We start from the raw sequence: 25,633 nt of genomic DNA on the forward strand, positions 1-25,633 counted from the left end.
GATTCCCTTCAAGCAATGCATTCACGCCCGAACGGTCGGAATCGTGATTTAAGAGCAACCTGCCCGTCAGCCGCCAAAGACGCCGAATCGTCAGCCGAATCGATGGAAATACCGCCCCGGATGGCCGCCGAATCTGTAGCCTTGGGAAATGACAAACCAGCAAGATGTTCCGCTGCCGTCCCAACTCCCCGGCGCTCCGAAGATCCGTTTCAAGGGACCGGTGGAACTGCGGCGCGGCCAAGCGGACATCCCACAGGCCGACCAGTACCTGTTGGATACCAAGGACCGGGCCGAATTCACGCATACGGATCCCTGGCGCGTGCTGCGGATCCAGAGTGAATTCGTGGAAGGCTTCGGCACCTTGGCTGATCTTGGCCCGGCGATCAGCGTCTTCGGCTCCGCCCGCACCAAATCGGGCAGCAAGCATTACGCCATCGCGGAAGAGATTGGCCGTCTACTGGTCCGGCAGAACTTCGCGGTCATCACCGGCGGCGGACCCGGCTCGATGGAAGCGGCCAACAAGGGCGCCAGCGAGGCCGGCGGCGTCTCCGTGGGGCTGGGCATTGAGCTCCCGTTTGAGCAGGGGCTGAACAACTGGGTGGACCTGGGCATCAATTTCCGGTACTTTTTCGCCCGCAAGACGATGTTCGTCAAGTATGCCCAGGGGTTCATCGTGCTGCCCGGCGGCCTGGGCACCATGGATGAACTGTTCGAGGCCATGGTGCTGGTCCAGACCAAGAAGGTGACAACCTTCCCGATAGTGCTGGTCGGCACCGCTTTCTGGTCGCCGCTGATCGACTGGATCCGCAACACCCTGCTGGCCGAAGCAATGATCGCTGAGGTGGACCTGGACCTGATCAACGTGGTGGATACGGCCGAGGAAGCGGTCCAACAGATCGTTTCCGGGTTGTCCGCCCGCACCGGATTCTAAGCTGCGGCAAAACCACTCTGGCACGATGGTCCTGTGAGCGTATTTCTGGTTTTCCTTGCCGTCGCCGTCGCCGGCGCGGCTGCTGTTGCCGCGTCCGGACGCTGGGGCCGGAGGAAGGCAACCGCCGACGATGACGCCGGCGTCGGCTGGGAAGTCGGGCACGTGGCCGCCCTCCACGGACTGAGTGAGCATGAGGCGCGGCTGCCGGCGGTGCTGCTGCCTGAACATCCGCGCGCCGAGGACCTGGACAGCCTGCGGTTTTCCACGGCCTTGCGGGGCTACCGGATGGACCAAGTGGACGAAGTGCTGGATGTCCTGCGGTCCGAACTGGGGGCCAAGGAGCGCCTGATCCGGCAGCTGAGCCAGAAACAGACACAGCACGACGGCGGGGCCCGCCCGACTCGGGAAGGGTGACCCCGGTGCAGGACCGTCTTCCGCGGACGCGGGTGCTGCGGGAGGCCGTGGACGCCGAGCTTTATTTCTGGCGCCGACGGATCGCCGGCTGGCCGTGGTGGATCCAGGTCACCTTGCTCTACGCATTGTCCCGGGTGTATTCACTGGTGGTCTTCCTCGCGGTGGCCCGGCAGCAAGGCCCGAACCCGTGGACCGAGGCGCACCCGGATCATCTCTCCTTCATCGGCATTTGGGACAGCGCCTGGTACCACCAGGTCTATTCGGAAGGCTATCCGGCGGATATTCCGCGCGGCCTGGACGGGCGGGCCGTGGAGAACCAATGGGCGTTCTACGCTCTCTTCCCCGGCATGGTGCGCGGCCTGGCGGCAGCCACCGGGCTGGGCTGGCAGCTGCTGGCCCCGCTGGTGGCCACCATCGCCGGCTTTGCGGCCGTGCTGGTGATCTTCAAGCTCTTTCGGCGGTACGCACCGCACGGCACCGCCCTGTGGGCCGTGGCGTTTGTGGCCGTCTTTCCGGTCTCGCCGATCCTCCAAGTGCCGTACGCGGAGTCGCTGAACCTGGCGCTGCTGGCGGCGGCGCTGTTGCTGCTGGTGCAGCGGAAGTACCTGCTGGCGATTCCGATAGTCGTGCTGATGTGCCTGTCCCGGCCGGTGGGCGTGCCGTTCGCGGCGCTTGCCGGCCTGCACCTGCTGTGGCGGATCAAGCAGCGCCGCACGGACCCGCTGGACACCCCGGAGTTCCTCCGCGCGGCAGCGCTGGCGCTGGTCAGCTGTGCCGCCGCCGTGGCCTGGCCGGTGTTGGCCTGGTCGATCACCGGGGAGCCGACCGCCTATACGGACACGGAGACGGCCTGGCGGGGTGAGGACCTGGTGCTGTTCAGGCCGTGGTTCGACATGGGCGTGCACTTGTTCGGGCCGGTGGGCGGAATGATGGCGCCCCTGCTGCTGGTCGCCGCGGCAGCCTGGTTCTTGTGCAGCCCGCCGGCCCGGAGCATTGGTGCCGAGCTGAGGCTGTGGTGCGTCTGCTATCTGGGCTACCTGCTCGCCTTCCTGCACCCGCAGACCAGCACGTTCCGGCTGATGCTTCCCCTCTTCCCGCTGGCCCTGGCAGCGGCCTTCGTGTCCCGCAGCCGGGCCTACCGCTTCTGCTTGGCGGTGATGTTCCTGGCAGGGCAGATTGTGTGGGTCGCCTGGCTCTGGTCCTGGTCGCAACTGCCCGGCGGCGGGGACTACCCGCCGTAGCGGCAGTCCGGTGTCCGCCGCACCACGCCGGGACGGAATTAGCACCCGGTTGTGATGTACGCGATAATAGGTAGTGGTTGGACATGGCGGCCACACAAATGAAGGCCGTTGATGTGAGGTTGGCGGGCAGTGCGATCACCGATCGGACTGCCCCATGGCGGAAGGGAATTCCCAGATGGCTGCGATGAAACCGCGTACCGGTGACGGTCCGATGGAAGTGACCAAGGAGGGGCGCAGCCTCATCCTGCGGGTTCCCATCGACGGCGGCGGGCGTCTGGTGCTGGAACTCAACGCCGAAGAAGCGGGCAACCTCAAAGACTGCCTGCTGGGCGTCACCAGCGACGTGGCGAGCTAGGACCCGTTTGCTGTGAGCCGCGTTCCCGCCACCGCAGCGGAACACACCGCCCACACTCTGGAATCGACCCTGACAGAACCGCCGATGGCGCTGGTCCGTGCCCACCCCTCGCTGGGTCGTGGAGAGTCGCCGGTCCGCGGCGCCGGCGGCGTAGCGGTTGTTGCCGTGCCGATTGCCGCGGGTGACGGCAGCGCTGAGCGAGCCACGCCACAGCCGCGCCACGGCGCGGGCGAGGCGGCGGCGGACTTCGGCGTCGACGTTGTGGCCTTGGCAGAGGTCCACGGGATTACCGGCAAGGCCGGCGACGTGCTGGCCGTGCCACCTCCGCCACACTCCCAGGGGCTGCCCTCGCGGTTGGTCCTGATTGGGCTGGGCAGCGGTAGTCCCGCGGAACTGCGCAAGGCCGGAGCCGCCCTGGCCCGGGCGACGATGGGCACCGAGACCGTGCGCACCACCGCCGTCGACAGTTTGCCCGAAGAGCTGCAGCGGGCGTTTATCGAGGGATTCCTGCTCGGTGGTTACCGCCCTCCGCGTGCGGGCTCCTCGGCAGTGCCGAAGCCGATGGCGGCGGTTTTGGAAGTCAGCGGCCTGGCCGAGGGGACGGCCGCGGCTGCCGCCGCCGGTGCCCGGGCCACCTGGCTGGTGCGGGACCTGGCGAACATGCCTTCCAACGTGAAGAACCCGGAATGGATGGCCGGCCAAGCCGGCCGGCTCGCCGGGGCCAGCGGCTTGAGCATCCACGTTTGGGACGAGCACCAACTGGCTGACGAGGGCTTCGGGGGACTGCTGGCCGTGGGATCGGCGTCCCCGACCCCGCCTAGGCTGGTCCAGCTGGACTACACTCCGGCACGGGCCGGCAAAGACACCAAGCACATCGTGATCGTCGGTAAGGGCATTACCTTCGACACCGGCGGATTGTCACTCAAGCCGCGCGAACCCATGGTCCCGATGAAGACCGACATGGCGGGCGCCGGCGTCGTGATGGCTGTGCTCGCCGCCGCTGCGGAGCTGGGGGTGCAGCACCGTGTCACCGGATTGCTCGCCTTGGCCGAGAATTCCATCGGCGCCGGCTCCTACCGGCCGGGTGACGTAGTGACCGTCTACAACGGCACCACGGTGGAGATCGGCAACACGGACGCTGAAGGCCGCATGGTGCTGGCCGACGGACTCGCCTACGCCACGGCGCGGCTGCAGCCCGACGTGCTGGTGGATGTCGCCACCCTCACCGGTGCCGCCGCCATGGGGCTGGGCAAGCGGCATGCGGCGCTCTACGGCTCCCAGCCGGAGCTGCTGCGTGCCTTCGAAGCCGCGGGCGAGGCAACCGGGGAGCGGGTCTGGCACATGCCGCTGGAGGAGGTGGCCGCCGAGTACAGCTTCGCGCTGGAGTCCGGCATCGCCGACATCTCCCACATCGCCTCGCAGAAGTCGAAGGTCGGCGGCGGATCGATCACCGCGGCGCTATTCCTGCGTGAGTTTGTGGGCGGGACGCCGTGGATCCATCTGGACATCGCCGGTCCGGCCCGTGCCGACTCCGACCAGGCCGAAGTCACCAAGGGCGCCACCGGCTACGGTGCCCGGCTGCTGTTGTCCTTCCTGAGCTCCTACCCGGGCTAGGCCGGGGCGCCCAGGCCTAACCCGCAGGTGGGCAGGGCGCCGTCGGAACCGTCAGCGTTTGACGGCCAGCAGCAGCCCGTCGCCGGTTGGCAGGATGGTGGACACCAGTTGGTCGTTCTCGCGGATAGCCTTGCCGACTTTGCGGAGCGTGGTGGTGGAGTCTTCGCGGATGGCCGGATCCGAGACCCGGTCATGGTCCAGCGCGTCGTTGACAATCAGCATGCCGCCGCGCTTGAGCAGCCGGACCGCTTGCTCCACGTACTGCGGGTAGGAGGGCTTGTCGGCATCGACGAAGACCAGGTCATAGGCGTTGTCCGTCAGCCGCGGCAGCACGTCCGCCGCGCGGCCGGAGATGGTGCGGGTACGGTTGCCGGGGATCCCGGCATCAACAAAGGCCTGGCGCGCGGCCCGCAGGTGGTCGACGTCTGCGTCGATGGTGGTCAGCACCGCGGCCTGGGGCAGCCCGCGCAACAAGCAGACTCCGGAGACCCCGGCGCCGGAACCGATTTCCACCACGGTTTGCGCTTTGGTCCCGGCGGCGAGGACGGTCAGGGCCGCGCCGACACCGGGTCCCACCGCTGCCACTCCCAGCTCATAGGAACGTTCCCGAGCCCGCAGCAAGACGTCATCCTCGGCGGGTAGCCCCTCCGTGTAGGACCAACTCGTCTGCTTGTCGGCGCTCATGGATCATCGCTTTCTCTTCAGGTTTTTCAGGGGAACGGCCAGTGGCCGCAGTGCCTAGCCTACTGCCAGAAATAGCCGGATTTCCGCGCGTGCCGCGGGAACCAAGGCCATGGTCGGCAAAAGTGGCACAACGCAGCTTAGGTTGGCGGGGTTCGCAAAGCTTGTTTACAGAATTCTCCCAGTTTTCTGGGCCAAGATGGTTACCCGGGACGCCGTTAGCCAGACCGGCAACTCGCGCGCCGCATTCCCGGACATCAGGGACGGTGGCGAGCCGTGGAAGGGGCACTACGATGACGAAGCTTCAGGGCGCAGCGCAGGACGCAGCGGCTGGCCACGAACAGTGGGTTGCCCCGACTTGGGAAGAAGTGGTCCGCAACCACTCGGCAAAGGTTTACCGGTTGGCGTTCCGGCTGACGGGAAACCGTTACGACGCCGAGGACCTCACCCAAGAAGTTTTTGTCCGGGTCTTCCGGTCGCTGGATAACTTCAAGCCCGGCACGCTGGACGGCTGGCTCCACCGGATCACCACCAACCTCTTCCTGGACCAAGCCCGTCGTAAGAGCCGGATCCGCTTCGACGGGCTCAGCGAGGACGCCGAAGCCCGGCTGCCCGGCAAGGACCCCGGGCCCGAGCGCAGCTTCGAATTCAACAACCTGGACATCGATGTCCAGGCCGCACTGGAAGAGCTGCCCCCGGACTTCCGCGCCGCCGTCGTGCTCTGCGACCTGGAGGGGTTGTCCTACGAGGAGGTCTCCGCAGCCTTGGACGTCAAGCTGGGAACTGTCCGCTCGCGCATTCACCGCGGCAGGACCATGCTCCGTGAAAAGCTCGCGCACCGGGATCCGGGCGGCAAGCGTCCGCGCCTGAAACTGCCCCGGATCGTCGGAGCACACTGATCGCTGCAATGCTCCACCCGGACAAAGAGCTGGCGGAGTACCTGGACGGTGAACTTTCCGATGATCGCCGTCCTGCCCTCGAACGCCATCTGAAACGCTGCAAGCGCTGCCGCCGCAGCGTGGACGAGTACCGCTACATCCAGGAGAGGCTGCGCTCGCTGGACGTGCCGCCGCCTGGCGAGGACCTGACAGCCCGCATCATGCGCTGCAGCCAGTCCGACGGCCCGACGGCTGAGGTCAAACCGACTGGAAGGGGGGCCTCCGGGAGTAATCCAGCCGAAGCCGGATCGTTATTTGAGCGGCCGGACGCGCCGGGGGACAGGCCGGAAGCGGTGATTCCTGAAGCCGATTTCCGGCCGGCCGGGGCCAGTTCCCCGGCCGCCGACGCGGCCAGTTCCCCGGCCGCCGACCTGGCTCCCGACGACAAACGGCCCGCGCGCGTCGCGGTCGTTGTCGGCGGTGTCCTGGCTGGCTGCGCCGTCGTGGCGTTGTCCGCAGCTTACGTTCTGGGCGGCGAAGCACAGACCGCAGTCTCGGGTTCGGCCGCCGGGATAACCTGGGCGCCGTTATCCGCGAATGCGGCTGCCGTTCGGCCGGTTGCCTTGGACAGCTCGGGGCTGGAAGCACTGCGCCGCAGTGGTTGGACCTGCCCGCTGCTGTTGGGACTCGGCTACCGTCTGAAAAGCGCGGAACAGTTGCTCGTGGGCGGCCAACCGGCCGTGCGGCTGGACCTGACCGATGACAACCACCGGGTTACCATCACCGAACAGCGGCATACCGCCGCCAGCGGGGAGGGATCGGACTCGGCACACGCCACGCCGCCGCTGAACGCCGCCACTGGTCATCCCGTGACCATGGATGGCTTCCAGGAAGTAGCAGGACTGGATCGGGCGGTCTGGGTGCGCGGCGGGGAGGAGTGGACGGTAGTCCTCGACTCCGAGGACGTGACCTATACCTTGCGCTCCGACCTTCCGCTGGCGGAGATGCCGGACACCGTCAGCCAAGTGGTCCTGATGGAGAACTCGCGGCTGGAGTTGCCCCCTCCGGCTCCGCCCGACGACCCGCTCAGCCGCATCATCCGTGGGCTGGGGATGATGGTCAGCCCGCCGGCTTCCGATTGATCCGCAGCCGGGACGGTCAGAACGTCACAGGACCACACTCAAGGCCGGAATACAGCGCCAAAGTGGCTGACCGGCACAACGAACGGGTAATCTTCAAGCGTGTTTGGAATCAACGGCTCAGAACTGATCATCCTGGCAATCCTTGCCGTGGTGATCCTCGGTCCTGAGCGGTTGCCCGAATATGCCGCCCAATTGGCCCGGTTCGTCAAGCAGCTGAAAACGATGGCCGCCGGCGCCAAGGAACAGCTGCGTGAAGAAGTCGGCGACGACATTGTGGATATGGACTGGCGGAAGTTGGATCCGCGGCAATACGACCCCCGCCGGATCATCAAAGAAGCCTTATTGGACGACGACGATGCGCCCCGTCCGGCGCCGGCGGCACCTGCAGTGGCCGCGGCGGCAGCAACGGCGGCCGGCAGCGCAATATCCACCGGCTCACGGGCGCCGGGACGTCCGGCGTCCAAGCCAGCAGTGCAGCTGGCTGCAGGCGAACCCGCACCGTTTGACTCCGAGGCGACCTGAGCTAGGCAGCCAAGGACCCGCGGTCGTGCGCGAAGGCGCAGGACGGTGAGGAAGCACTGCACCCGCCGTCGTTCGCCAATACGCATGCCAGGGGGCGCTGGGAAGGCGCAGGGGAGCAGCCGGAACGGCTTCAGCGGGGTGTGACGCCCAGTGGACGTCCGGCCAGCCCACGCGGGCGCGCAGCCAATTCTGCGGCTATCCGCCGCAGCTCGTCCGCGGCGACTCCCTCTGAGGGGACGTCGTCCAGGACGATCGGTCGCCCAGCATCGCCGCCGGCACGCAGCGCCGGTTCCAGCGGGATGCTTCCCAGTAGCGGGACCGGCGCCTCCAGCACCGCGGAGAGCCGCTCGGCGACCGCCCTGCCGCCGCCCGAGCCGAAGACCTCCATCTTCGACCCGTCCGGCAGGAGCAGCCAGGACATGTTTTCGATCACTCCCGCCACCTGCTGCCCGGTCTGTTCGGCTATGGCGCCGGCGCGCTCAGCCACCTCGGCGGCGGCGGTCTGCGGGGTCGTCACCACCAGGATTTGCGACGACGGCAGTAGCTGCGCCACGGAGATGGCCACATCCCCGGTGCCCGGCGGGAGATCCAGGAACAGCACGTCCAGGTCGCCGAAGTAGACGTCGGTCAGGAACTGCTCCAAGGCCCGGTGCAGCATGGGCCCGCGCCAGGCCACCGGCTTGTTGTTGGCGACGAACATGCCGATGGAAATAACCTTCACCCCGAACGCCACCGGCGGCAGGATCATCTCGTCCACCTGGGTCGGGGCCTGCGTGATGCCCAGCAGCCCGGGGACGGAGAACCCATAAACGTCGGCGTCGACGATTCCCACCCGCAGCCCCTGGGCGGCCATGGCGCAGGCAAGGTTGACGGTCACGCTGGATTTGCCCACGCCGCCCTTGCCGCTGGCCACGGCGTAGACGCGGGTGAGCGAGGAAGGATCGGCGAACGGGTTGCCGCGTTCGGAGCCGCGCAGCTGTTCCTTGAGCTCGCTGCGCTGCTGCGGCGTCATCACGTCCAGCTCCACCTGCACCGCGGATACTCCGGGAACAGATGCCAGCGCCTGTTCGACGTCGGCGGTGATGGTGCCGCGCAGCGGGCAGCCGGCGATGGTGAGCAGCACGCCCACGCTGACCCGTCCGGCGTCGTCAATCCGGACTTCCTTGAGCATGCCCAGCTCGGCGATGGGCCGGCGAAGCTCCGGATCAATCACCGTTGCCAGCGCGCGCCTCACAGCTGCCGGATCCGGCAGTTCGAACGTGTATGGATTAGCCATGAATCAGTACTCCTGGGCGCCGTTCTGGGCCTGCGGCAGCTTGGGCAGGGCGGCGGTGGCGTCGGAGGGCCTGCGCCGGCCGCGGCGGCGTTCGTCTCCGGACTCGTCGTCCATGAGTTCCTCCAGCACCGAGCGCAGCTCGCTGCGGACAAAGTCACGGGTGGCCACTTCGCGGATGGCGATGCGCAGCGCGGCCAGTTCGCGGGTCAGGTACTCGGTGTCGGCCAGATTGCGTTCGGCGCGCTGGCGGTCCTGCTGCAGCGAGACCTTGTCGCGGTCGTCCTGCCGGTTCTGCGCCAGCAGCAGCAGGGGAGCAGCGTAGGAGGCCTGCAGCGAGAGCATCAGGGTCAGGGCGGTGAAGCCCAACGCCGCGCTGTCGAACTTCAGCGAGTCGGGACCGAAGGTGTTCCAAGCCAGCCACACCACACAGAAAACGGACATCCACATCAGGAACTGCGGGGTGCCCATGAAGCGGGCAAAGTTCTCCGTGGCATGGCCGAAGGCATCCGGGTTGGGCCGCAGCCGGGCCAGCAGGCGGGTGCGTGTCTCGCTTGGGGTGTCGAGTCCGGCGACTTTGAGTTTGCGGTCTGTTTTCTCAGCCAACGCGTCCGCCTCCAATCACGGGGGAGTCGTCCTGTGCCCGCCAATCGTCGGGCAACAGATGGTCAAGCACATCGTCAACGGTCACGGCACCAACCAGCCGGCCGGCCCTGTTGACCACCGCGAGGGCGTTCAGGTTGTAGGTTGCCAAGGTGCGGGCCACGTCGCTGACGTCGGTCTGGTCCAGCACCGGTTCCAAATCCGAGTCCACAATGTTGCCCAGCGCCTCCGGCGGCGGATAGCGCAGCAACTGCTGGATGTGGACCACGCCCAGGTACTTTCCGGTGGGTGTTTCCAGCGGCGGCCGGCAGACAAAAATGGCCGATGCCAGCGCCGGCGTGAGTTCTTCGCGGCGCACGTGCGCCAGCGCCTCGGCCACGGTGGCTTCCGGCGGCAGGATCACCGGCACCGGCGTCATCATGGAGCCGGCCGTGTTTTCCTCATACTCCAACAGCCGCCGGACGTCCTTTGCTTCGTCCGGCTCCATCAGTTGCAGCAGCTCTTCCTTCTGCTCCTCCGGCAGCTCGGCGAGCAGGTCCGCGGCATCGTCCGGGTCCATTTCTTCAAGCACGACGGCGGCGCGCTCCGCGTCCAGCGACGTCAGGATCTGTACCTGGTCGTCATCCGGCAACTCCTGCAGGACATCCGCCAGACGGTCGTCCTGAAGCTCGCTGGCGACTTCCAGCCGGCGCTTCTGCGTCATTTCGTGCAGCGCCTCGGCAAAGTCGGCGGGCTTGAGGTCCTCATGGCTGGCCACGAAGGTGGCGGCGGCCTGGGGTTCGTGGCGGGCGCCTTGGAAGGCCTCCTGCCAGTCCACGATCAGCGTTTCGTTGCGGCGCAGGCTGCGCAAGGGCGAGCTCGAGTACCCGCGCCGGACAAAGAGCTGGGACACATACCAGTCTCCGTCGCGGGACTGCTCCATGCCGATGTCCAAGATGGTGGCATCGCCGCTGCCGTCGGCGAGCGTGACCCGCCGGTCGAACATTTCGGCGACCACCAGGGTCTCGGCGCCGCGCTGTTCGAACCGGCGCAGGTTGACCAGCCCGGTGCAGATGATCTGCCCGGCGTTGATGGAGGTGACACGGGTCATCGGGACGAATACCCGCTTCTTGCCCGGGACCTCCACAACCAGACCGACGACCAGCGGCGGCTTAGCCGGGCCGTAGTCCAGGACGACGGCGTCGCGCAGCCGGCCCAGGCGGTCCCCGAGCGGGTCGAAGACATCCAGGCCCAGCAGCCGGGCGACGAAGACGCGGTTGGTTTTTGTGCTCACCCCTTTAGGCTACGTGCTGGGCCCCGAAATCCGGGATCCGGCAAACCTTCGGTGTGGGACCAAGCGTCGGGCTGAGGGGCGCGGCAGGGGCTGAAACCGAGGCCAAAACGGGGTGCCGCGTTCACCTGAAGCGATACGCAGACCATCTGCCGCCTATATCAGGGACAATGAGGGTATGTCGATGCTTGGCCGCACAGATTCCCGGGACCTCAACCGTGCTCTTCCACAGGGCGAGTTGATCGGTAACTACCGGTCATACTTGGATGCCCAAAAAGTGGTGGACTACCTGGCGGACCAGGAGTTTCCCGTCCAGCACGTGAGTATCGTCGGCAATGACCTCAAGACCGTCGAGCGCGTCACCGGCAAGCTCAGCTACCCCCGCGTGGCCCTTTCGGGGGCGGCCACCGGCGCCTGGTTTGGCCTGTTCGTCGGGCTGCTGCTGATGCTGTTCGGCGGCGGCGAAACCTATGTGCTGCTGATCTCGTCGATGGCCATGGGCGCAGCCTTCTGGATGCTCTTCGGCATCATTTCCTACGCCCTGCAGCGCGGCAAGCGGGACTTCACCTCCACCAATCAGGTGATCGCCACCAGCTATGACGTGGTGGTTGCCACCGAGGTGGCGCAGGAGGCCCGGCGCCTGGCCGCGCAGTTGCCGATGGCCGGGACCGCCCATGCCGGAGCGCCCGTCAACCAGGCACAGGCACCCTTGGGCCAGCAACCTTCGGCCGGCTATGGCCAGCAGCCGCCCTTTGGCCAGCAACCGCAGGCGCCGGAGCGGCCCGCCCAATGGGGCGACGATCCGTACGGCCAGGGCAACGCCCCGGCCCAGCAGCCGCAGCCCGGGCCGGCCGAGCCGAACGGGCGGCCCGTGCAGGGCCAGCCGGTGCGGGGACGCTACCCGGATCTGCCGGACGGCCGCCCGCAGTACGGAATACGTGTAGCGCCCGAACCGCAGGCCGCCGCACCCCAGCAGGCCGGACCAGGACAACAGGCCGCCCCGACGCAGCAGGCGGGCCCGGCTGAGCCCGAGGGCAGCGGCCAACAGTCCGGCATGCCCCAAACCGACGGCAACACGGAAGATCCGGAACGGAACGCCGGTTCCTCCGGTGAAGGCCGCTCCGGCACATAGCTTCCCAAACCGCAGCAGCACCGGAACGCGCAAGGGGTCCGCCGTGGTGAACGGCGGACCCCTTGCGCGTTGCCAGTCCTGAGGCTCGGCCGCTACCGGCCATCCCGATTACTCACCGGACGTGCCGTAGATGCCGGCCATCCAGGACTCCACGTCCTCGGGCTTGCGCGGCAGGGCCGCCGACAGGCTGACCGGACCATCGGCGGTCATCAGGATGTCATCCTCGATCCGGACGCCGATGCCGCGGTATTCGGCCGGCACCGCCAGATCTTCGTTCTTGAAGTACAGTCCGGGTTCGATCGTGAACACCATGCCGGGGGTGAGCACGCCATCCAGGTACAGGTCGCGCTTCGCCTGGGCACAGTCATGGACATCCAGGCCCAGGTGGTGGCTGGTGCCGTGCGGCATCCAGCGCCGGTGGTGCTGGCCTTCGGGGGCGAGAGCCTCCTCCAGCGGCACGGGCAGCAGGCCCCATTCCTCCAGCCGCTCGGCGAGTACGGTGACGGCGGCGGTGTGGATGTCACGGAACTTCACGCCCGGCTGCGCGGCGGCGAAACCGGCATCGGCAGCGTCGAGAACCGCCTGGTAGACCTTGCGCTGGATGTCGGTGAACGTTCCGTTGACCGGCAGCGTGCGGGTCACGTCAGCGGTGTAGAGCGAGTCGGCCTCCACGCCGGCATCGAGCAGCAGCAGGTCACCGGCCTTCACCTGTCCGTTGTTGCGGATCCAATGCAGGATGGTCGCATTGTTTCCGCTGGCGGCGATGGTGTCATAGCCCAGGTCATTGCCTTCTTCGCGCGCCCTGGCGAAAAAGGCGCCCTCCACCACGCGTTCGCCGCGTTCGTGGGTGAGCGCACGGGGCAGCATCTTGACCACCTCGTGGAAGCCGCTGACCGTGGCCGCCACTGCCTTCTTCATCTCCTCCACTTCCCACTCGTCCTTGAGCAGGCGCAGCTCGGACAACGCTTCGGCCAGTGTGCCGTCGAGCTGGTCGGACTCCTCCAGATCCACCCCGGTGTTGATCCGGGAGGTGTCCACCAGGGCGTCCACGTTCAGGTCGACTTCGCGCAGCAACCGGATGCGCATGCCACCGACGTGGACCACTCCGGCATCCTTGGTGATCGCAACTTCCAACTCACCCAGATCAGCGGTGGGCAGCCCAAGCCGCCGGTTCAGCTCTTCCAACGTGGGCCGGGGCCCGATCCAAAACTCGCCGTAGCGGGCGTTCGCGTAGAACTCGGCGGAATCGCGGCCGGACATCGGGCGGAAGTACAGCGTGGCACGGTGGTGGCCGCCGTCGTCGCCCGCTCCTGCCTCGGTGGGCTCCATGACCAGCACCGCGTCGGGTTCATGGTCCAGGCCTAAACCGGTGAGGTGCGCGAAGCCCGAGTGAGGGCGGAAGCGGTAATCGGTGTCATTGGAGCGGACCTTCAGGGGACCGGCCGGAATGACAAGCCGCTCGCCTTGGAACTGGTCGGACAGGGCCCGGCGGCGGCGCGCAGCGTAGGGCGCCACGGCTGCCTGCTCAACGGCGGACGAGTCGGCCGGTGCCCAGTGGCTGCCCATGAATTCCTTGAAGGCATCTGATTCGGGGCGCTGGGAGCGGTTGTTGACACGGTCTTCCAGCGGCTGCTCTCCGGCAGGCGGCTGCGAGGCGTTTTCGGTCTGGTAAGTACTCACCGGTCCATCGTCTCATCGGCCCATGGTGCTGCCAACATCCGCCGTCCGCGGAGGTCCTGGCGTAAATTGGTCCTGTGATGATCGACCTGCACGCGCACTCCACTGTTTCCGACGGCACGGAACCGCCGGCCGACGTCATGCGGGCCGCTGCGGCCGCCGGGCTCGACGTCGTCGCACTGACGGACCACGACAGCACCGCCGGCTGGGAGGCGGCACAAAGCGCCGCGATCACGGCAGGCATTGGATTTGTCCCAGGCATGGAAGTCACCTGCCGGACAGTGGAGGGCATCAGCGTCCACGTCTTGTCCTACTTGCATGATCCGACCCATCCCGGTCTGCTCGATGAAATCGGCAAGGCGCGGGAAGCCCGTATGACACGCGCCGAACACATGGTGGAGCTGCTCGCCGAAGACTTCCCGATCACGTGGTCCGAAGTCACCAACCATTTCGGCCACGGCACGACGATCGGCAGGCCGCACATCGCCGACGCGTTGGTGGCTGCCGGCGTGGTGTCCGACCGCAGCGAGGCCTTCGCGCAGATCCTGACCGCGCATTCGCGCTACTACGTGCCGCACTACGCCCCGGATCCGGCCACCGCCGTCGCTTTGGTTCGGGCGGCCGGGGGAGTGCCTGTCTTTGCCCATCCGGTGGCCAGCAGCCGGGGCCGGATTGTGGGCGATGTTGTCTTTGCGGAGATGATAGACGCTGGCCTTGTCGGCGTGGAAATCGACCACCGGGACAACCCGGAAGCGGGCCGGCAGAAGCTGCGCCGGATCGCCGCCCGGCATGATCTGCTGATCACCGGATCCAGTGATTACCACGGTGCTGGCAAGCCCAACCGGCTGGGCGAAAACACCACCGATGAGGCGGTGCTGGACCGCATCCTGTCTATTGGCAGCGGCACGAAGGCATACCTGCCGGGACGCCTCGCCCACTGAGTTGGTTACACCTTAGTTATGAGCGTTTCCGGCGCGGGCGGCCTCTACGTCATATCCCGCGGCTTCTGCAAGGCATGGGGTGAGTCCCGCTGTAGTTGAGGCTGCTTCGGCGTCCCTCCCGGCGCCGGCAGGCTGCCGGGAAGGACGTCAGGTGGCCGGCAGCGCTGCTGCCTCGCCGGCTCCGACGACGGCGCTCTCGCCGGCATCGATGACAGTGGCATGGTTGCCCAGCCGTTTGCGCATCACGTCGATGGCCTGCGGGTTCTGGTCCACGCAGACGAACCGCCGGTCCATCCGGGCTGCCACCGCGCCGAGGGTCCCCGAGCCGGCAAAGAAGTCCAGGACCCAGTCGCCGGGCCGGCTGCTGGCGGCCACCATCCGGCGCAGCAGGCCTTCCGGCTTCTGCGTGGGATACCCGGTTTTCTCCCGGCCGGTGGGCGAGACGATGGTGTGCCACCAGACATCGGTGGGCAGCTTGCCGCGTGCGGCTTTCTCCGCCGTCACCAGGCCCGGTGCCATATAGGGCTCGCGGTCCACTTCGGTGTTATCGAAGTGGTAAGCCTTCGGGTTCTTCACATAGACGAGGATGTTGTCGTGCTTGGCCGGCCAGCGATTGCGCGCACGGGCGCCGTAGTCGTAAGCCCAAATGATCTCGTTCAGGAAGCTCTCACGGCCGAACAAGATGTCCAGCAGCACCTTGGCATAATGCACCTCGCGGTAGTCCAGGTGCAGGTACAGCGTGCCGTCGTCGGCCAGCAGCCGCCAGGCTTCGGACAACCGCGGTTCCAGGAATGACCAGTAGTCATCGAAGGCGTCGTCATAGCTGGCGAGCGTGCCTTTGACCGTCTGGTAGGACCTTCCCTTGAATCCGATGCGGTCACCTTCGCCGTCGGCGCTGCGGACCATTGAGGTCTGCTGCCGTCGCTGGACCCGCCCGGTGTTAAAGGGCGGGTCCAGGTAGATCATGGTGAAAGCGCCGTCGGGCAGCGTGGGCAGGAAGTCGGCGTTGTCCGCCTCAACTACCAGCGAGCCGCCGTCCTGCGTCCACCGGGCGTCGGCCACTATTCCCCGCTGGCGCCGTCGGTGCCCTGCTGGGCCGCCTCATTGACGACCTCGCCGTTGCGGCGGCGGGTGCGCGAGCGCTTCCGGCGCGGCTTCTCGGCGGAGGTGCCGGCCGAGCTCTCGGCTGGGGCTTCCTCGCCGCTGCGGCGCTGGCGGCGGTTGCCCGAGTCGGACCGGCCCTGCGGGCCGCCCTGGTGCGCGCCGGTGCGGCGGGACCCGCTGCGTCCGCCGTCCTGCCGCTGGCCGCCGGATCGCGACGGGCGCTTTCCGGTCTCACCAAGGTCCTCGAGCTTTTCGGCGTCGATGCCGGCAAGCTTGCGCTGGCTGCGCGGCAGCCTGCCTTTGGTGCCCTCGGGGATGTTCAGTTCCGAGTACAGATGCGGTGACGAGGAGTAGGTCTCCTGCGGTTCCGGAACGTCCAGGCCCAAGGCCTTGTTGATCAGGCCCCAGCGGGGCACATCGTCCCAGTCCACAAAAGTGACGGCTGTGCCCTTGTTGCCGGCGCGGCCGGTGCGGCCCACCCGGTGCAGGTAGGTCTTCTCGTCCTCGGGGCACTGGTAGTTGATGACGTGCGTGACGTCCTCCACGTCGATGCCGCGGGCGGCAACATCGGTGGCGACCAAGACGTCCACCTTGTTGTTGCGGAAGGCTCGCAGCGCCTGTTCGCGGGCGCCCTGGCCAAGGTCGCCGTGGATGGCTCCGGCGGCGAATCCGCGGTCCACCAGTTCCTCGGACAGCTTGGCGGCCGTGCGTTTGGTTTTGGTGAAGATGATGGTCCGGCCGCGGCCCTCGGCCTGCAGGATTCGGGCCACGACCTCGGACTTATCAAGGTTATGCGCACGGTAGACAACCTGGCGGATGTCCTTCTTGGTGATGCCTTCGTCGTCCGGGTCGGCGGCACGGATGTGCGTCGGCTGGGTCATGTACCGCCGGGCCATGGCGATGACGGGGCCCGGCATGGTGGCGGAGAAGAGCATGGTCTGGCGAACGGCCGGTGTAGCGGCCAACAGGGTCTCGACGTCCGGCAGGAAGCCCAGATCCAGCATTTCGTCCGCTTCGTCCAGCACTACAATGCGGACGTTCTTCAGGCTCAGATGCTTCTGCCGGTGCAGGTCGATCAACCGGCCCGGGGTACCGACCACAACCTCCACGCCCTTCTGCAGCATCTCGACCTGCGGCTCATAGGCGCGGCCGCCGTAAATGACGGCGACGCGCGCATTGCGCTGCTTGGAAGCAGTGGTGAGGTCGTTGCTGACCTGGACCGCCAGTTCGCGCGTCGGCACGATGATCAAGGCCTGGGGCGCACCGGGAACCGGAAGCTTGTCAAAGCCGTCGTCATCAGGCCCAACGACCCGCTGCAATGCCGGGATGCCGAAGCCCAGGGTCTTACCGGTACCGGTCTTGGCCTGGCCGATGATGTCGTGGCCGCTCAGGGCCACCGGCAGGGTCATGGCCTGGATGGGGAAGGGGTGGGTGATGCCGGCGTCGAAAAGCGAACGCACAATGTCCGCGCGGACATTGAAATCGGCGAAGGTCTGCTTGGGCAGTTCGTGCGGGCGTTCGTCCGAGGCCAGCGAGGCCTCCACGGCGAGTTCTTCGGCGCTGTTGTCAGCGTGGATGAGCTGTTCGCCGCCCACTTGGATGTTGTCAGTGTTCAATTACATACCGTTCATTCAGGCGCCGACGCCGCCGGTGCTCAACGGTCCTGCCACAGATGATGGCGGCAGCGGAACAAAGCGGAAGCGTGGCGCAACCAGTGGAAGCCGATCGCGGGCTAACAACTGCTTTCCTCGCCGGCCAAAATGGCAACCAAGGAGGTTAAAGATCGCGTAGGGGCTGATCTGTTGATGGATTCAATTCACTCAATCAACGACCGGGCATCCAGTACTACACGATTAAGTCTACCGGTGCCGGGCAAACCGGGCCTTTCGGCGCACCGAAGAGAGGCTATCCGTCCGCCAGCTCGAAGCGAAGGCGCCGTTCTTCAATGTCCGCCACGGACAACCGAACGCGCACCGTGGCCCCTGCCTCCAGAACCCCCGAGCACCGTGCGGTGACCGGAGGATCGCTGAGCTGCACCACGCCGTATGGCTCCTGGCCGCCATTGCCATGCCCGTTGCCATTTCCGTTGCCTTTGCCCCGGCCCGCCACCAGGACTTTCCCGTTTCCATTGCCGCCGCGGTTGCCCTGGTTTCCGTTTGCGCTGCCGTTTGAAGTGCCGTATCCGTTTCCGTTGCCCGGGTTGCGGGTGCCGATAATGACGACGGCGTCGAACTCCTCGCCCACCCGGTGGCTGAGCAGCGCAGTTTCCACCGCATCCAGCGCGGCGCGGTCCACCCGCCCCGCCAGTTGGTCGGAGGCCGCCATCAGCTTGGGTAATTCGTCCAGCGCGTCGCGTGCCCACTGCGGCACCGGTTCACCGGCGCACAGTGCGTGGCAGATCACCAGCACAAACCGGTCCACCAGCCGGCGCAGCGGAGCGGTGGTGTGTGCGTAGGGAGCGGCTATGGCTGCCTGGAGCTGTTCGGCGGGCAAATCGCCGTCGAACGGCGTGTAGCCGGCGCCGCGGAACAGTGTGGTGGCCGCATGCATCAGGGCCAGCTGCCGAGGATCGGTGGTGTCCAGGCTGCGAAGGTAGTCACCGTAGGCCACGTCCTGCGGCCACGGAAAGCCGAGGGCCTCGGTCTGTCGGCGGTACTGGGCTTCGGCCTCGGCATCGGGGCCCGGCATCGTGCGAAGGATGCCGATCCTGCCCTCCAACATGATCCGTGCCGCGGCCATCCCGGTCATCAGGGAGATCTGCGCATTCCAATCCTCCACCGGCAGCGGGGGTTTGGTGACAATAAAGTAGTGCCGTCCGTCGTGGGCGATCTCTTGGTCCGGAACGTTGAGGCTGGCGCCGCCTCGCTCGCGTTCCAGTTCCACACGTTTGAGGCCCACTTCCTTCAACAGCAGCAGGGTGGGGGCCGCGTCACCCGAATCGATGTCCTGCTGCACCTGCTCATAGTTCAGCTTGGCCCGGGAACGCACTCTTGCGCGCTCTACCGTCGCCGCTGTGACGTGGGCACCGGCGTCGAGCTCGAAGCGCCACACGTAGGCCGACCGCACTTGGTCCGCCAGCAATGATCCGGCCTCTTCGCCGATGACGTCCGGATGAAGAGGGATCCGCCCGTCCGGAGCGTAAATGGTCTGGCCCCGCCGCCGCGTTTCGGCATCCAACTCCCCACCGGCCGCCACGAAGGACGGAACGTCGGCGATCGCGTACCAGACCGTGTAGCCGTCGTCGCGGCTTTCGATGTACATCGCCTGGTCCAGATCGGTGGAGGACGGCGGGTCGATGGTGACGAACTCCAGCGACGTCAGATCGGTCTGGGGCAGTTGGTGGGCGGCAACGGCTGCCTCTGCTTCGGCCAGTGCGCCCGCGTCGAATTCCTGCGGCAGATCGTATTCTGTCCGCAGGTCATTCAGCACCCTGGCCAGCAGGTGCTGGGACTCATTGACCCTCGAATCCAAATGCGGGTACGGCACAGGGTTAGCCTAACGTCAGCCGCGTCGAATTGGGACGCTACCCTTGAATTCATGAGCACCGAGAGCACCGTGCCCGCGGCGGCCGGAGAGGACTCCGACCGCCGCCGGCAGTTCCTGATCGATCTGTACGGCGTGATGGCCTACGGCGAACTGTCCGCCTTCGAGCGGTTTTCCTCCGACGCACGTTTTTCGCCCACGTTGCACGACCGCGCCGCGGTGGGGCGGCTTGCCGTGACCGAGTTTGAACATTTCGAGGCGGTGGCCGCCCAGCTTGAGCAACTCGGTGTTGACGTGGAGACGGCGATGGCTCCGTTCCAGCCCTCCATCGACGCGTTCCATGACCGGACCCGGCCGGCCGACTGGTACGAATCCCTGATGAAGGCGTACGTCACCGACGGCGTGCTGGGCGACTTCTACCTGCACATCGCCGGAGCGCTCGACAGCGAGACGCAGAAGCTGGTGGCCCGGATCAAGGAAAACACCGAACAGATTTCCATGATCGCGGCCCGGCTCAAGCAGGTGCTGGCCGACGATCCGCGGCTATCCTCGCGACTGGCGTTGTGGGGGCGCCGCCTGGTGGGCGAGGCGCTGACCCAGGCCCAGCGGATCGGGATTGAGCGGGCCGTCCTGAGCGAGCTGATGCGTGGGCAGGACCCGGACCGGCAGGCGCAGGCCACCGGAGAGCTCTTTGCCCAGCTGACCCAGAACCACTCCCGGCGGATGAACGATCTGGGCCTGACGGCGTGAGCGGGACCCTTCAAAGCCGGTGGGATCGCCGGTAGGCTGACGGTCAGGACGGCTTACCTTCGAGTGCACCCGCTGGCTTTTGCCGCTGGACCCGGGCGGCCGGACCTGGCCGTGCAGCAGACCGGGAGGACATCGTGGGACGTGCCAAGGACGTACTGAGCAGCGAAGAGATTGACCGGCAGCTCATCGGGCTGCCGCAGTGGCGCTATGCGGGCGGGGCGCTGGTCAGCGTGTTCACCCTGGACAACGGGCGCGAGGCACTGAATTTCATCGCCTCCGTGGGTGACCTTGCCGAGGAGCAACAGCACCATCCGGACTTGGACTGGCGGTACAACAAGGTCTTCCTGCGTTTCACTTCGCACGACGCCGATGCCGAAGTCACCACGCGAGACGTGTCCGCGGCGGCAGCCGTCAGCGTGCTGGCGGGGAAGCTCTCCGCGGACGCGGACCCGGACGCTTACCCGGGGTAGCCTGACTCAGCCCAGCAGGGCGGTCAGGCTCTCCGTGTCCCGCTGTACGCGGCGGCGCCCAATCAACCAGGCGCCAACCCACGCAGCGGGGATGGATACCGCCATGGGCAGCAGCCATGACAGGTAATGCACGCCGGGCTCGGAAGCCAGCCCTGCGGCCATCAGGATGAACCAGAGCAGCACCGCCGCCGCCACCGCTATGCCCGGCAGCAACAGCACGCCATAAGCATTCCGGCGGGAGTCCACCGCCCATGCCGTGAATCCGACGGCGACGGCTACCAGCAGCAGCAGGACCAGCGGGACCATGACGGCTAGGGCGCGCCGAAACCGACGGGGCGGGGACCTTCGGCGCCGATTTCGATGTAAGCCAGGACGTTGGACGGAATGATGACCAGGCGGCCCTTGGCATCGGTCAGGCGCAGTTCGGCACCGCCGTTCATGGCCCGGCTGGCAATCTCGGCCACTTCGTCCGGCGACTGCGCCGAATCGAGCACGATTTCACGGCCGACGTTCTGCATGCCGATCTTGACTTCCACGCTGATGCCTCCTGCTTGAATGCTGTTGCGGGTAGGTTCCCTACTGGCGAATCTATCCTAGGGTTCCTTCGGGAAGCGTGAAATTCCGCGCCAAGCTAAACGGTAGATCAGTTCGCTGGCGGCGTCTTGGTCCAGATCGCCACCGGCACGCAGCCAGTGCCGCGCACTGATCTGCGCCATGCCGGCCAGGGCGCGGCCCAGCAGCGTCGCCTCGACCTCTGACAGCTTGGTGTCTTCGGCGATGACTTCGGCGATGGCGCTGGCCAGCCTCGCGTTGAAGTCCTCCAGCCGGGAGCTGACATCGGGATCGTTGTTCAGATCGGATTCAAAGACCAGCCGGTGTGCCTGGCTGTCCTGCGAGATGAACTGGTAGTAGGCCCGAATGGTGGCGTGCACCCGCAGCTTGTTGTCCGTGGTCGAATTCAGCGCGGCCATCAACATGGCGTTCAGCGATTCCAAATGGTGATCCAGCAGCGCCAGATACAGCTCCCGCTTGCCCGGGAAGTGCTGGTAGAGCACCGGCTTGCTCACATGTGCGGCGTCGGCGATCTCGTCCATCGCCGCGGCGTGGTAGCCGTGCGCCACGAACACCTCGTGCGCCGCCTGCAGCAACTGGCGCCGCCGTTCCTCCCGGGGCAGTCGGGTGGGCCTGGCGGCGGGGCGGGGTTCTGTCATCACGGCGGTACACGGCCTCTTCCGGCGCTCGGTGAGTAAACCAGCGCCACAATGCAGTAGGTGTCAGTCCCGACCAGTTTACGCACCAGTAACCGCCCAGCGGCGTAGATTGGAACAATGACCACCCAGGAAACCGGGCAGCTGCCGCCGCTGGTGGAACCAGCCCCTGCGCTCAGCAAGGACGAGACCGAACGGTACTCGCGGCATTTGATCATTCCGGAAGTAGGCATGATTGGCCAACTGCGGCTGAAAAACGCCAAAGTGCTGGTGATCGGTGCCGGCGGCCTGGGCTCGCCGGCCATGCTGTATCTGGCGGCAGCCGGCGTGGGCCGCATTGGAATTGTGGACGACGACGAGGTGGAGGTTAGCAACCTGCAGCGCCAGGTCATCCACGGCGTGGCCGACCTGGGGCGCAGCAAGGCGGCCTCGGCCCGGGACAGCATTCTGGCGCTGAACCCCGGGGTGGACGTGGTGCTGCACGAGGTCCGGCTGGATTCGGGCAATGCGCTGGAAATCTTCGCCGGATACGACGTGATCCTGGACGGCACGGACAATTTCGCCACCCGGTATCTGGTCAACGATGCCGCCGCGCTGCTGGGCAAACCCTACGTGTGGGGTTCCATCCTCAGATTCGACGGACAGGTCAGCGTCTTCTGGGACGCCTACGGTCCGAACTACCGCGATCTCTACCCGGAGGCGCCCCCGCCGGGTTCGGTCCCGTCGTGCGCCGAGGGAGGCGTGCTGGGTGTGCTGTGCGCGCAGATCGGCTCCGTGATGGTCAATGAAGCGATCAAGCTAATCACCGGGATCGGCCAGACACTGCTGGGCCGCGTGCTGGTCTTCAACGCCCTCCAGATGAGCTGGCGCGAGCTGAAGGTGCGCAAGGACCCGGCCGCCGAGCCGATCACCCGGCTGGTCGACTACGAGGCCTTTTGCGGGGTGGCGTCGACGCGTGAAGTGGACAGCGACCACGCCGTGGACGCCCGCACCCTGTCCCGCATGCTGGCTGAGCGAGATGCCGGCAAACGGGATTTCCAGCTGATTGACGTCCGGGAGCCCGGTGAGTACGAGGTAGTCAACATTCCCGGGGCGGTGATGATCCCGAAGGGCCGGATCCTGTCCGGCGAGGCCCTCGATGACCTGCCGCGGGAGCAGGACCTGGTGTTCCACTGCAAGTCGGGGGGCCGCTCATCCGAGGTGCTGGAGAACCTGCTGGCGCAGGGCTACACCCGGGTGTCCCACCTGGACGGAGGAATCCTGGCCTGGGTCAGGGACGTGGAGCCCGCCAAGCCGGTGTACTGAGGCCGCGCCCGCCGAGATGAGGCCAGGCCGCTGACCTCAGGCGGCGGATCAGGCGGTGGCTGCGTCGTCGTCGTCGTGCACCAGTGCCACGGGACAGGAGGCGGCATCCGCGGCCGCCGGCAGCGCCGGCTCCTCCACCGTGATGCCGTACAGCGCTTCCAGCGCGGCAACGTAGCGGTCCTGCTCGCCGTTGGCGGCAAGTTCGCGGGCCCGCACGGTGGGCAGGTGCAGCAGCTGCTTGACCATGCGGCGCATGGCGAATTCGACTTCCTGGGCCGGGCCGGTGCAGCCGTGCTGGGAGCGGACCTTTTCCAGTTCGCTCTCCAGCACCTGCATGGTGTGTTTGCGCAGCGCCACGATGGCCGAATCCACGCTGCGTGCCTGCTGGCTGGCTTCGAAGCTGCGGGCCGCGGTGGCTACGATTTCCGCCGCCTGCTGGACCGATTCCGCCTGTTCCTCGGGCGCGGCCATGCGCACGGATTCCAGCGTGATCAGCTCCACGCCCTCCAAGCCACCAACGGCAGGTTCGAAGTCGTGGCTCAGCGCCAGGTCAATGATGGTCAGCGGCTTCTCCACGCCGGTGCGCACGCGGGCCACGCGGTCCGCGCTGACCTGGTTGTCGCCGCCGCTGCAGCCGATGACTACGTCGGCTGCGGCGATGGCCGGGCCCAACGCGGTATGCGTCAACGGGGTCCCGCCGCGGGTTTCGGTGAAGGTTTCGGCGCGTCCGGACGAGGAATAGACGCTGATCTGGCTGCAACCGCGCTCACGCAGCAGCGCCATGGTGGCCCCGGCGTACGCGCCGGTTCCGAAGAGCACGACCTGCTTGCCCGACCAGTCTTTGTCCGCCGCCAGATCCGTGGCCAGATCGAGGGCGACGGAAACGATCGAGAGCCCGCGGCCGCCGAGCGCGGTCTGCGTGCCGACGTCCTTGGCTGTGCGGGACGCGGTCTGGAACAAGCGGACCAGCCCGCCGCTGGCCGTACCCTTCTCCTGCGCTTCGATCAGCGCCCGGCGAACCTGGCCGGCCACTTCGCGTTCGCCGACAACGGCCGAATCAAGGCCGGCCCCGACGGCGAACAAGTGGCGGGCAACGTCCTCGCCGGTATTCAGGTCGAAGGAGTCGGCAACCAGCGATTCGTCCAGGCCCGAGCTGCGGCTGATCTGTTCGATCAGGGCGGCGCGGGCGGATTCCAGATCGGATTCGCTCTCGGCCTCGCAGTACACTTCCACCCGGTTGCAGGTGGCCAGGACAACGGCGCCGGCGACCGGGGACCCGTCCGCGAGCACGTCTGTATCGATCCGGGAGGTGCCGGCGCTCAGGCGGGCCACCGTTTCCAGATCGACCTTGGAATGAGTTGCAACGAGTGAAAGTAAGACCACAGCGCCTCTATCTTAGCGGGAAGGAAGCCTCAGCTCATTCAAGCTTCGCCCATTAACCCTGCGTTAACCCGCAGTCAGCGGCACCGGCGGCGGTGATATTGCCCACTCCGGCCTGCGGGAAGCCGGGTTATGGGCCGGGCGCGGTTCCTTCGGGTTGGCCAGAAGTGCGGCCGCTGGATGAGAATCTATGTCATGACACTGAATGCTTCCCATCCCTTGGTGGACGGGCGTACCGCCGACTCCGACCTGATCACCGCCTACCGCGGCGGCAAGCCCGGCCGCCGTCCCGTCTGGTTCATGCGGCAGGCCGGGCGGTCGCTGCCCGAATACCGGGAAGTACGCCAGGGCATCGCCATGCTCGATTCCTGCCTGAAACCGGAGCTTGCCGCCGAGATCACGCTGCAGCCGGTGCGGCGCCACGATGTGGACGCCGGAATCTTCTTCTCCGACATTGTCATCCCGCTGAAGCTGGCCGGGGTGGATGTGGACATCGTTCCCGGCGTCGGACCCGTCCTGGGCGCCCCGGTCCGCACCGCCGCCGACGTGGCGGCGTTGCCTGAGCTGACGGACGAGGCGCTGGAACCGATCCGTGAAGCGGTCCGGCTGACCGTGGCGGAGCTCGGCAAGAAGCCGTTGATCGGTTTCGCCGGCGCACCGTTTACGCTCGCGGCGTACATGGTGGAGGGCCGGCCGTCCCGCGACCACCTGGGTCCCCGCACCATGATGCATTCGGACCCGGAGACCTGGAACGCGCTGGCCGCTTGGGCCGCCGACGCGTCCGGCAAGTTCCTGCGCGCCCAACTGGAAGCGGGAGCCAGCGCCGGGCAGCTGTTCGATTCCTGGGCCGGTTCGCTGTCGCTGGCGGACTACCGGCGGCGGGTGGCGCCGGCGTCGACCCGCGCCCTTGACCATGTCCGCGACCTGGGCGTCCCGCTGGTCCACTTCGGCACCGGCACCTCCGAGCTGCTGGTCGCCATGCGCGATGTCGGTGCCGACGTGATCGGCGTCGACTACCGGCTGCCGCTGGACGAGGCGAACCGACGGCTGGGCGGCCGCACGCCGCTGCAGGGCAACATCGATCCGGCGCTGTTGTCGGCACCGTGGGAGGTCCTCGAGGCCCACGTCCGCGATGTGCTGGCCGCCGGCAGCACCGCTCCCGGCCACGTGGTCAACCTGGGCCACGGCGTGCCGCCGGAGACCGACCCGGCGGTGCTGACCCGCGTGGTCGAGCTGATCCACTCGGTGGCTCCGTAACC

General features: G+C 67.0%; 26 protein-coding genes. 14 read left to right on the forward strand and 12 right to left on the reverse strand.

Annotated features, from left to right (window positions below; all coding sequences use genetic code 11):
* The first annotated feature begins 148 nt into the window (after positions 1 to 148).
* The 5 genes from MNQ99_RS06470 to MNQ99_RS06490 all read left to right on the forward strand — a co-directional run bounded on the left by MNQ99_RS06470 (position 149) and on the right by MNQ99_RS06490 (position 4,555).
* Entirely contained in the window at positions 149 to 931 is a 783-nt protein-coding gene (locus MNQ99_RS06470) for an LOG family protein (protein ID WP_241914853.1), read from the forward strand.
* A 33-nt stretch (positions 932 to 964) separates the two neighbouring features.
* Positions 965 to 1,345 (forward strand): DivIVA domain-containing protein, encoded by a 381-nt coding sequence (locus tag MNQ99_RS06475; protein WP_127511284.1) that lies wholly within the window; start codon positions 965 to 967, stop codon positions 1,343 to 1,345.
* A 5-nt stretch (positions 1,346 to 1,350) separates the two neighbouring features.
* A complete protein-coding gene (locus MNQ99_RS06480; RefSeq protein WP_241914854.1) occupies positions 1,351 to 2,586 on the forward strand; it encodes a hypothetical protein in 1,236 nt (411 codons plus the stop codon).
* Positions 2,587 to 2,761: 175 nt separating this feature from the next.
* A complete protein-coding gene (locus MNQ99_RS06485; protein ID WP_127511285.1) occupies positions 2,762 to 2,941 on the forward strand; it encodes a DUF3117 domain-containing protein in 180 nt (59 codons plus the stop codon).
* Between the two features lie 12 nt (positions 2,942 to 2,953).
* Positions 2,954 to 4,555, forward strand: a complete 1,602-nt coding sequence (locus MNQ99_RS06490; protein ID WP_241914855.1) for a leucyl aminopeptidase family protein — start codon at positions 2,954 to 2,956, stop codon at positions 4,553 to 4,555.
* Positions 4,556 to 4,606: 51 nt separating this feature from the next.
* Here the strand turns inward: MNQ99_RS06490 and MNQ99_RS06495 are convergent, their stop codons facing one another.
* Complete coding sequence (locus tag MNQ99_RS06495) at positions 4,607 to 5,239, reverse strand: O-methyltransferase (RefSeq protein ID WP_127511286.1); 633 nt, start codon at positions 5,237 to 5,239, stop codon at positions 4,607 to 4,609.
* A gap of 290 nt (positions 5,240 to 5,529) precedes the next feature.
* Here MNQ99_RS06495 and sigE point away from each other — a divergent pair, with 290 nt between their 5' ends.
* The 3 genes from sigE (at position 5,530) to MNQ99_RS06510 (ending at position 7,778) form a co-directional block, all read left to right on the forward strand.
* On the forward strand, positions 5,530 to 6,135 hold the full coding sequence (gene sigE, locus MNQ99_RS06500) for an RNA polymerase sigma factor SigE (protein ID WP_241914856.1): 606 nt from the start codon (positions 5,530 to 5,532) through the stop codon (positions 6,133 to 6,135).
* An 8-nt stretch (positions 6,136 to 6,143) separates the two neighbouring features.
* On the forward strand, positions 6,144 to 7,256 hold the full coding sequence (locus tag MNQ99_RS06505; protein ID WP_127511288.1) for an anti-sigma factor family protein: 1,113 nt from the start codon (positions 6,144 to 6,146) through the stop codon (positions 7,254 to 7,256).
* 99 nt (positions 7,257 to 7,355) lie between these two features.
* Positions 7,356 to 7,778, forward strand: coding sequence for a twin-arginine translocase TatA/TatE family subunit (locus tag MNQ99_RS06510; protein ID WP_127511289.1), 423 nt, complete (start codon positions 7,356 to 7,358; stop codon positions 7,776 to 7,778).
* Between the two features lie 130 nt (positions 7,779 to 7,908).
* On the opposite strand, the gene MNQ99_RS06515 is transcribed toward MNQ99_RS06510, so the two are convergent.
* From MNQ99_RS06515 to MNQ99_RS06525, 3 genes are read right to left on the reverse strand one after another with little or no spacing between them, the layout of a single operon-like run.
* Positions 7,909 to 9,054 (reverse strand): Mrp/NBP35 family ATP-binding protein, encoded by a 1,146-nt coding sequence (locus tag MNQ99_RS06515; RefSeq protein ID WP_127511290.1) that lies wholly within the window; start codon positions 9,052 to 9,054, stop codon positions 7,909 to 7,911.
* A 3-nt stretch (positions 9,055 to 9,057) separates the two neighbouring features.
* Positions 9,058 to 9,657 (reverse strand): DUF1003 domain-containing protein, encoded by a 600-nt coding sequence (locus tag MNQ99_RS06520; protein ID WP_127511291.1) that lies wholly within the window; start codon positions 9,655 to 9,657, stop codon positions 9,058 to 9,060.
* The gene (locus MNQ99_RS06525) at positions 9,650 to 10,927 is read right to left on the reverse strand and encodes a magnesium transporter MgtE N-terminal domain-containing protein (protein WP_127511292.1); all 1,278 of its coding nucleotides are present in this window, start codon (positions 10,925 to 10,927) and stop codon (positions 9,650 to 9,652) included. Before MNQ99_RS06525 ends, MNQ99_RS06520 begins: the two co-directional genes overlap by 8 nt.
* Positions 10,928 to 11,102: 175 nt before the next feature.
* Here MNQ99_RS06525 and MNQ99_RS06530 point away from each other — a divergent pair, with 175 nt between their 5' ends.
* Positions 11,103 to 12,056, forward strand: a complete 954-nt coding sequence (locus MNQ99_RS06530) for a YflT domain-containing protein (RefSeq protein ID WP_241914857.1) — start codon at positions 11,103 to 11,105, stop codon at positions 12,054 to 12,056.
* 108 nt (positions 12,057 to 12,164) lie between these two features.
* On the opposite strand, the gene MNQ99_RS06535 is transcribed toward MNQ99_RS06530, so the two are convergent.
* Positions 12,165 to 13,736, reverse strand: coding sequence for an aminopeptidase P family protein (locus tag MNQ99_RS06535; RefSeq protein ID WP_422387501.1), 1,572 nt, complete (start codon positions 13,734 to 13,736; stop codon positions 12,165 to 12,167).
* A 74-nt stretch (positions 13,737 to 13,810) separates the two neighbouring features.
* Here MNQ99_RS06535 and MNQ99_RS06540 point away from each other — a divergent pair, with 74 nt between their 5' ends.
* A complete protein-coding gene (locus MNQ99_RS06540) occupies positions 13,811 to 14,674 on the forward strand; it encodes a PHP domain-containing protein (protein WP_127511295.1) in 864 nt (287 codons plus the stop codon).
* 147 nt (positions 14,675 to 14,821) lie between these two features.
* On the opposite strand, the gene MNQ99_RS06545 is transcribed toward MNQ99_RS06540, so the two are convergent.
* The 3 genes from MNQ99_RS06545 to MNQ99_RS06555 form a co-directional block, all read right to left on the reverse strand.
* Positions 14,822 to 15,736: a DNA-methyltransferase gene (locus tag MNQ99_RS06545; protein WP_241914858.1), complete on the reverse strand. Its 915-nt coding sequence runs from the start codon at positions 15,734 to 15,736 to the stop codon at positions 14,822 to 14,824.
* Positions 15,736 to 17,355, reverse strand: coding sequence for a DEAD/DEAH box helicase (locus MNQ99_RS06550; RefSeq protein WP_422387520.1), 1,620 nt, complete (start codon positions 17,353 to 17,355; stop codon positions 15,736 to 15,738). Before MNQ99_RS06550 ends, MNQ99_RS06545 begins: the two co-directional genes overlap by 1 nt.
* 328 nt (positions 17,356 to 17,683) lie before the next feature.
* A complete protein-coding gene (locus MNQ99_RS06555; RefSeq protein ID WP_241914859.1) occupies positions 17,684 to 19,264 on the reverse strand; it encodes an RNB domain-containing ribonuclease in 1,581 nt (526 codons plus the stop codon).
* A 51-nt stretch (positions 19,265 to 19,315) separates the two neighbouring features.
* On the opposite strand from MNQ99_RS06555, the gene MNQ99_RS06560 reads away from it, so the two are divergent.
* Together MNQ99_RS06560 and MNQ99_RS06565 are read left to right on the forward strand one after the other, a co-directional pair.
* Positions 19,316 to 20,011, forward strand: a complete 696-nt coding sequence (locus tag MNQ99_RS06560) for a ferritin-like fold-containing protein (RefSeq protein ID WP_127511297.1) — start codon at positions 19,316 to 19,318, stop codon at positions 20,009 to 20,011.
* A gap of 134 nt (positions 20,012 to 20,145) precedes the next feature.
* The gene (locus MNQ99_RS06565; RefSeq protein WP_127511298.1) at positions 20,146 to 20,481 is read left to right on the forward strand and encodes a 4a-hydroxytetrahydrobiopterin dehydratase; all 336 of its coding nucleotides are present in this window, start codon (positions 20,146 to 20,148) and stop codon (positions 20,479 to 20,481) included.
* A 6-nt stretch (positions 20,482 to 20,487) separates the two neighbouring features.
* Here the strand turns inward: MNQ99_RS06565 and MNQ99_RS06570 are convergent, their stop codons facing one another.
* The 3 genes from MNQ99_RS06570 to MNQ99_RS06580 are packed head-to-tail and all read right to left on the reverse strand — an operon-like array spanning position 20,488 to position 21,692.
* Positions 20,488 to 20,787, reverse strand: coding sequence for a hypothetical protein (locus tag MNQ99_RS06570; protein ID WP_241914860.1), 300 nt, complete (start codon positions 20,785 to 20,787; stop codon positions 20,488 to 20,490).
* Between the two features lie 5 nt (positions 20,788 to 20,792).
* Positions 20,793 to 21,017 carry a DUF3107 domain-containing protein gene (locus tag MNQ99_RS06575; RefSeq protein ID WP_127511300.1) on the reverse strand — a complete coding sequence of 75 codons (225 nt, stop codon included), beginning with the start codon at positions 21,015 to 21,017 and terminating at the stop codon, positions 20,793 to 20,795.
* 57 nt (positions 21,018 to 21,074) lie between these two features.
* Complete coding sequence (locus MNQ99_RS06580) at positions 21,075 to 21,692, reverse strand: TetR/AcrR family transcriptional regulator (RefSeq protein WP_127511301.1); 618 nt, start codon at positions 21,690 to 21,692, stop codon at positions 21,075 to 21,077.
* Between the two features lie 117 nt (positions 21,693 to 21,809).
* On the opposite strand from MNQ99_RS06580, the gene moeB reads away from it, so the two are divergent.
* The gene (gene moeB / locus MNQ99_RS06585; RefSeq protein ID WP_241914861.1) at positions 21,810 to 22,994 is read left to right on the forward strand and encodes a molybdopterin-synthase adenylyltransferase MoeB; all 1,185 of its coding nucleotides are present in this window, start codon (positions 21,810 to 21,812) and stop codon (positions 22,992 to 22,994) included.
* Between the two features lie 48 nt (positions 22,995 to 23,042).
* Here moeB and MNQ99_RS06590 read toward each other — a convergent pair whose 3' ends face one another.
* Complete coding sequence (locus MNQ99_RS06590; RefSeq protein ID WP_241914862.1) at positions 23,043 to 24,377, reverse strand: glutamyl-tRNA reductase; 1,335 nt, start codon at positions 24,375 to 24,377, stop codon at positions 23,043 to 23,045.
* A 192-nt stretch (positions 24,378 to 24,569) separates the two neighbouring features.
* Between MNQ99_RS06590 and hemE the strand changes: the two genes are divergently transcribed.
* Positions 24,570 to 25,631, forward strand: coding sequence for a uroporphyrinogen decarboxylase (gene hemE / locus MNQ99_RS06595; protein WP_127511304.1), 1,062 nt, complete (start codon positions 24,570 to 24,572; stop codon positions 25,629 to 25,631).
* Positions 25,632 to 25,633 lie beyond the last annotated feature (2 nt).

Origin of the sequence: Arthrobacter sulfonylureivorans (assembly GCF_022637435.1) — a bacterium.
GTDB lineage: Bacteria > Actinomycetota > Actinomycetes > Actinomycetales > Micrococcaceae > Crystallibacter > Crystallibacter sulfonylureivorans.

Excerpts from the sequence above, each read along its gene's own strand:
- MNQ99_RS06530 (WP_241914857.1), top strand. The coding sequence starts at position 11,103 with ATGTCGATGCTTGGCCGCACAGATTCCCGGGACCTCAACCGTGCTCTT.
- MNQ99_RS06570 (WP_241914860.1), bottom strand. The coding sequence starts at position 20,787 with ATGGTCCCGCTGGTCCTGCTGCTGCTGGTAGCCGTCGCCGTCGGATTC.
- MNQ99_RS06495 (WP_127511286.1), bottom strand. The coding sequence starts at position 5,239 with ATGAGCGCCGACAAGCAGACGAGTTGGTCCTACACGGAGGGGCTACCC.
- hemE (WP_127511304.1), top strand. The coding sequence starts at position 24,570 with ATGACACTGAATGCTTCCCATCCCTTGGTGGACGGGCGTACCGCCGAC.
- MNQ99_RS06485 (WP_127511285.1), top strand. The coding sequence starts at position 2,762 with ATGGCTGCGATGAAACCGCGTACCGGTGACGGTCCGATGGAAGTGACC.
- MNQ99_RS06505 (WP_127511288.1), top strand. The coding sequence starts at position 6,144 with ATGCTCCACCCGGACAAAGAGCTGGCGGAGTACCTGGACGGTGAACTT.
- sigE (WP_241914856.1), top strand. The coding sequence starts at position 5,530 with ATGACGAAGCTTCAGGGCGCAGCGCAGGACGCAGCGGCTGGCCACGAA.
- MNQ99_RS06560 (WP_127511297.1), top strand. The coding sequence starts at position 19,316 with ATGAGCACCGAGAGCACCGTGCCCGCGGCGGCCGGAGAGGACTCCGAC.
- moeB (WP_241914861.1), top strand. The coding sequence starts at position 21,810 with ATGACCACCCAGGAAACCGGGCAGCTGCCGCCGCTGGTGGAACCAGCC.
- MNQ99_RS06580 (WP_127511301.1), bottom strand. The coding sequence starts at position 21,692 with ATGACAGAACCCCGCCCCGCCGCCAGGCCCACCCGACTGCCCCGGGAG.
- MNQ99_RS06515 (WP_127511290.1), bottom strand. The coding sequence starts at position 9,054 with ATGGCTAATCCATACACGTTCGAACTGCCGGATCCGGCAGCTGTGAGG.
- MNQ99_RS06470 (WP_241914853.1), top strand. The coding sequence starts at position 149 with ATGACAAACCAGCAAGATGTTCCGCTGCCGTCCCAACTCCCCGGCGCT.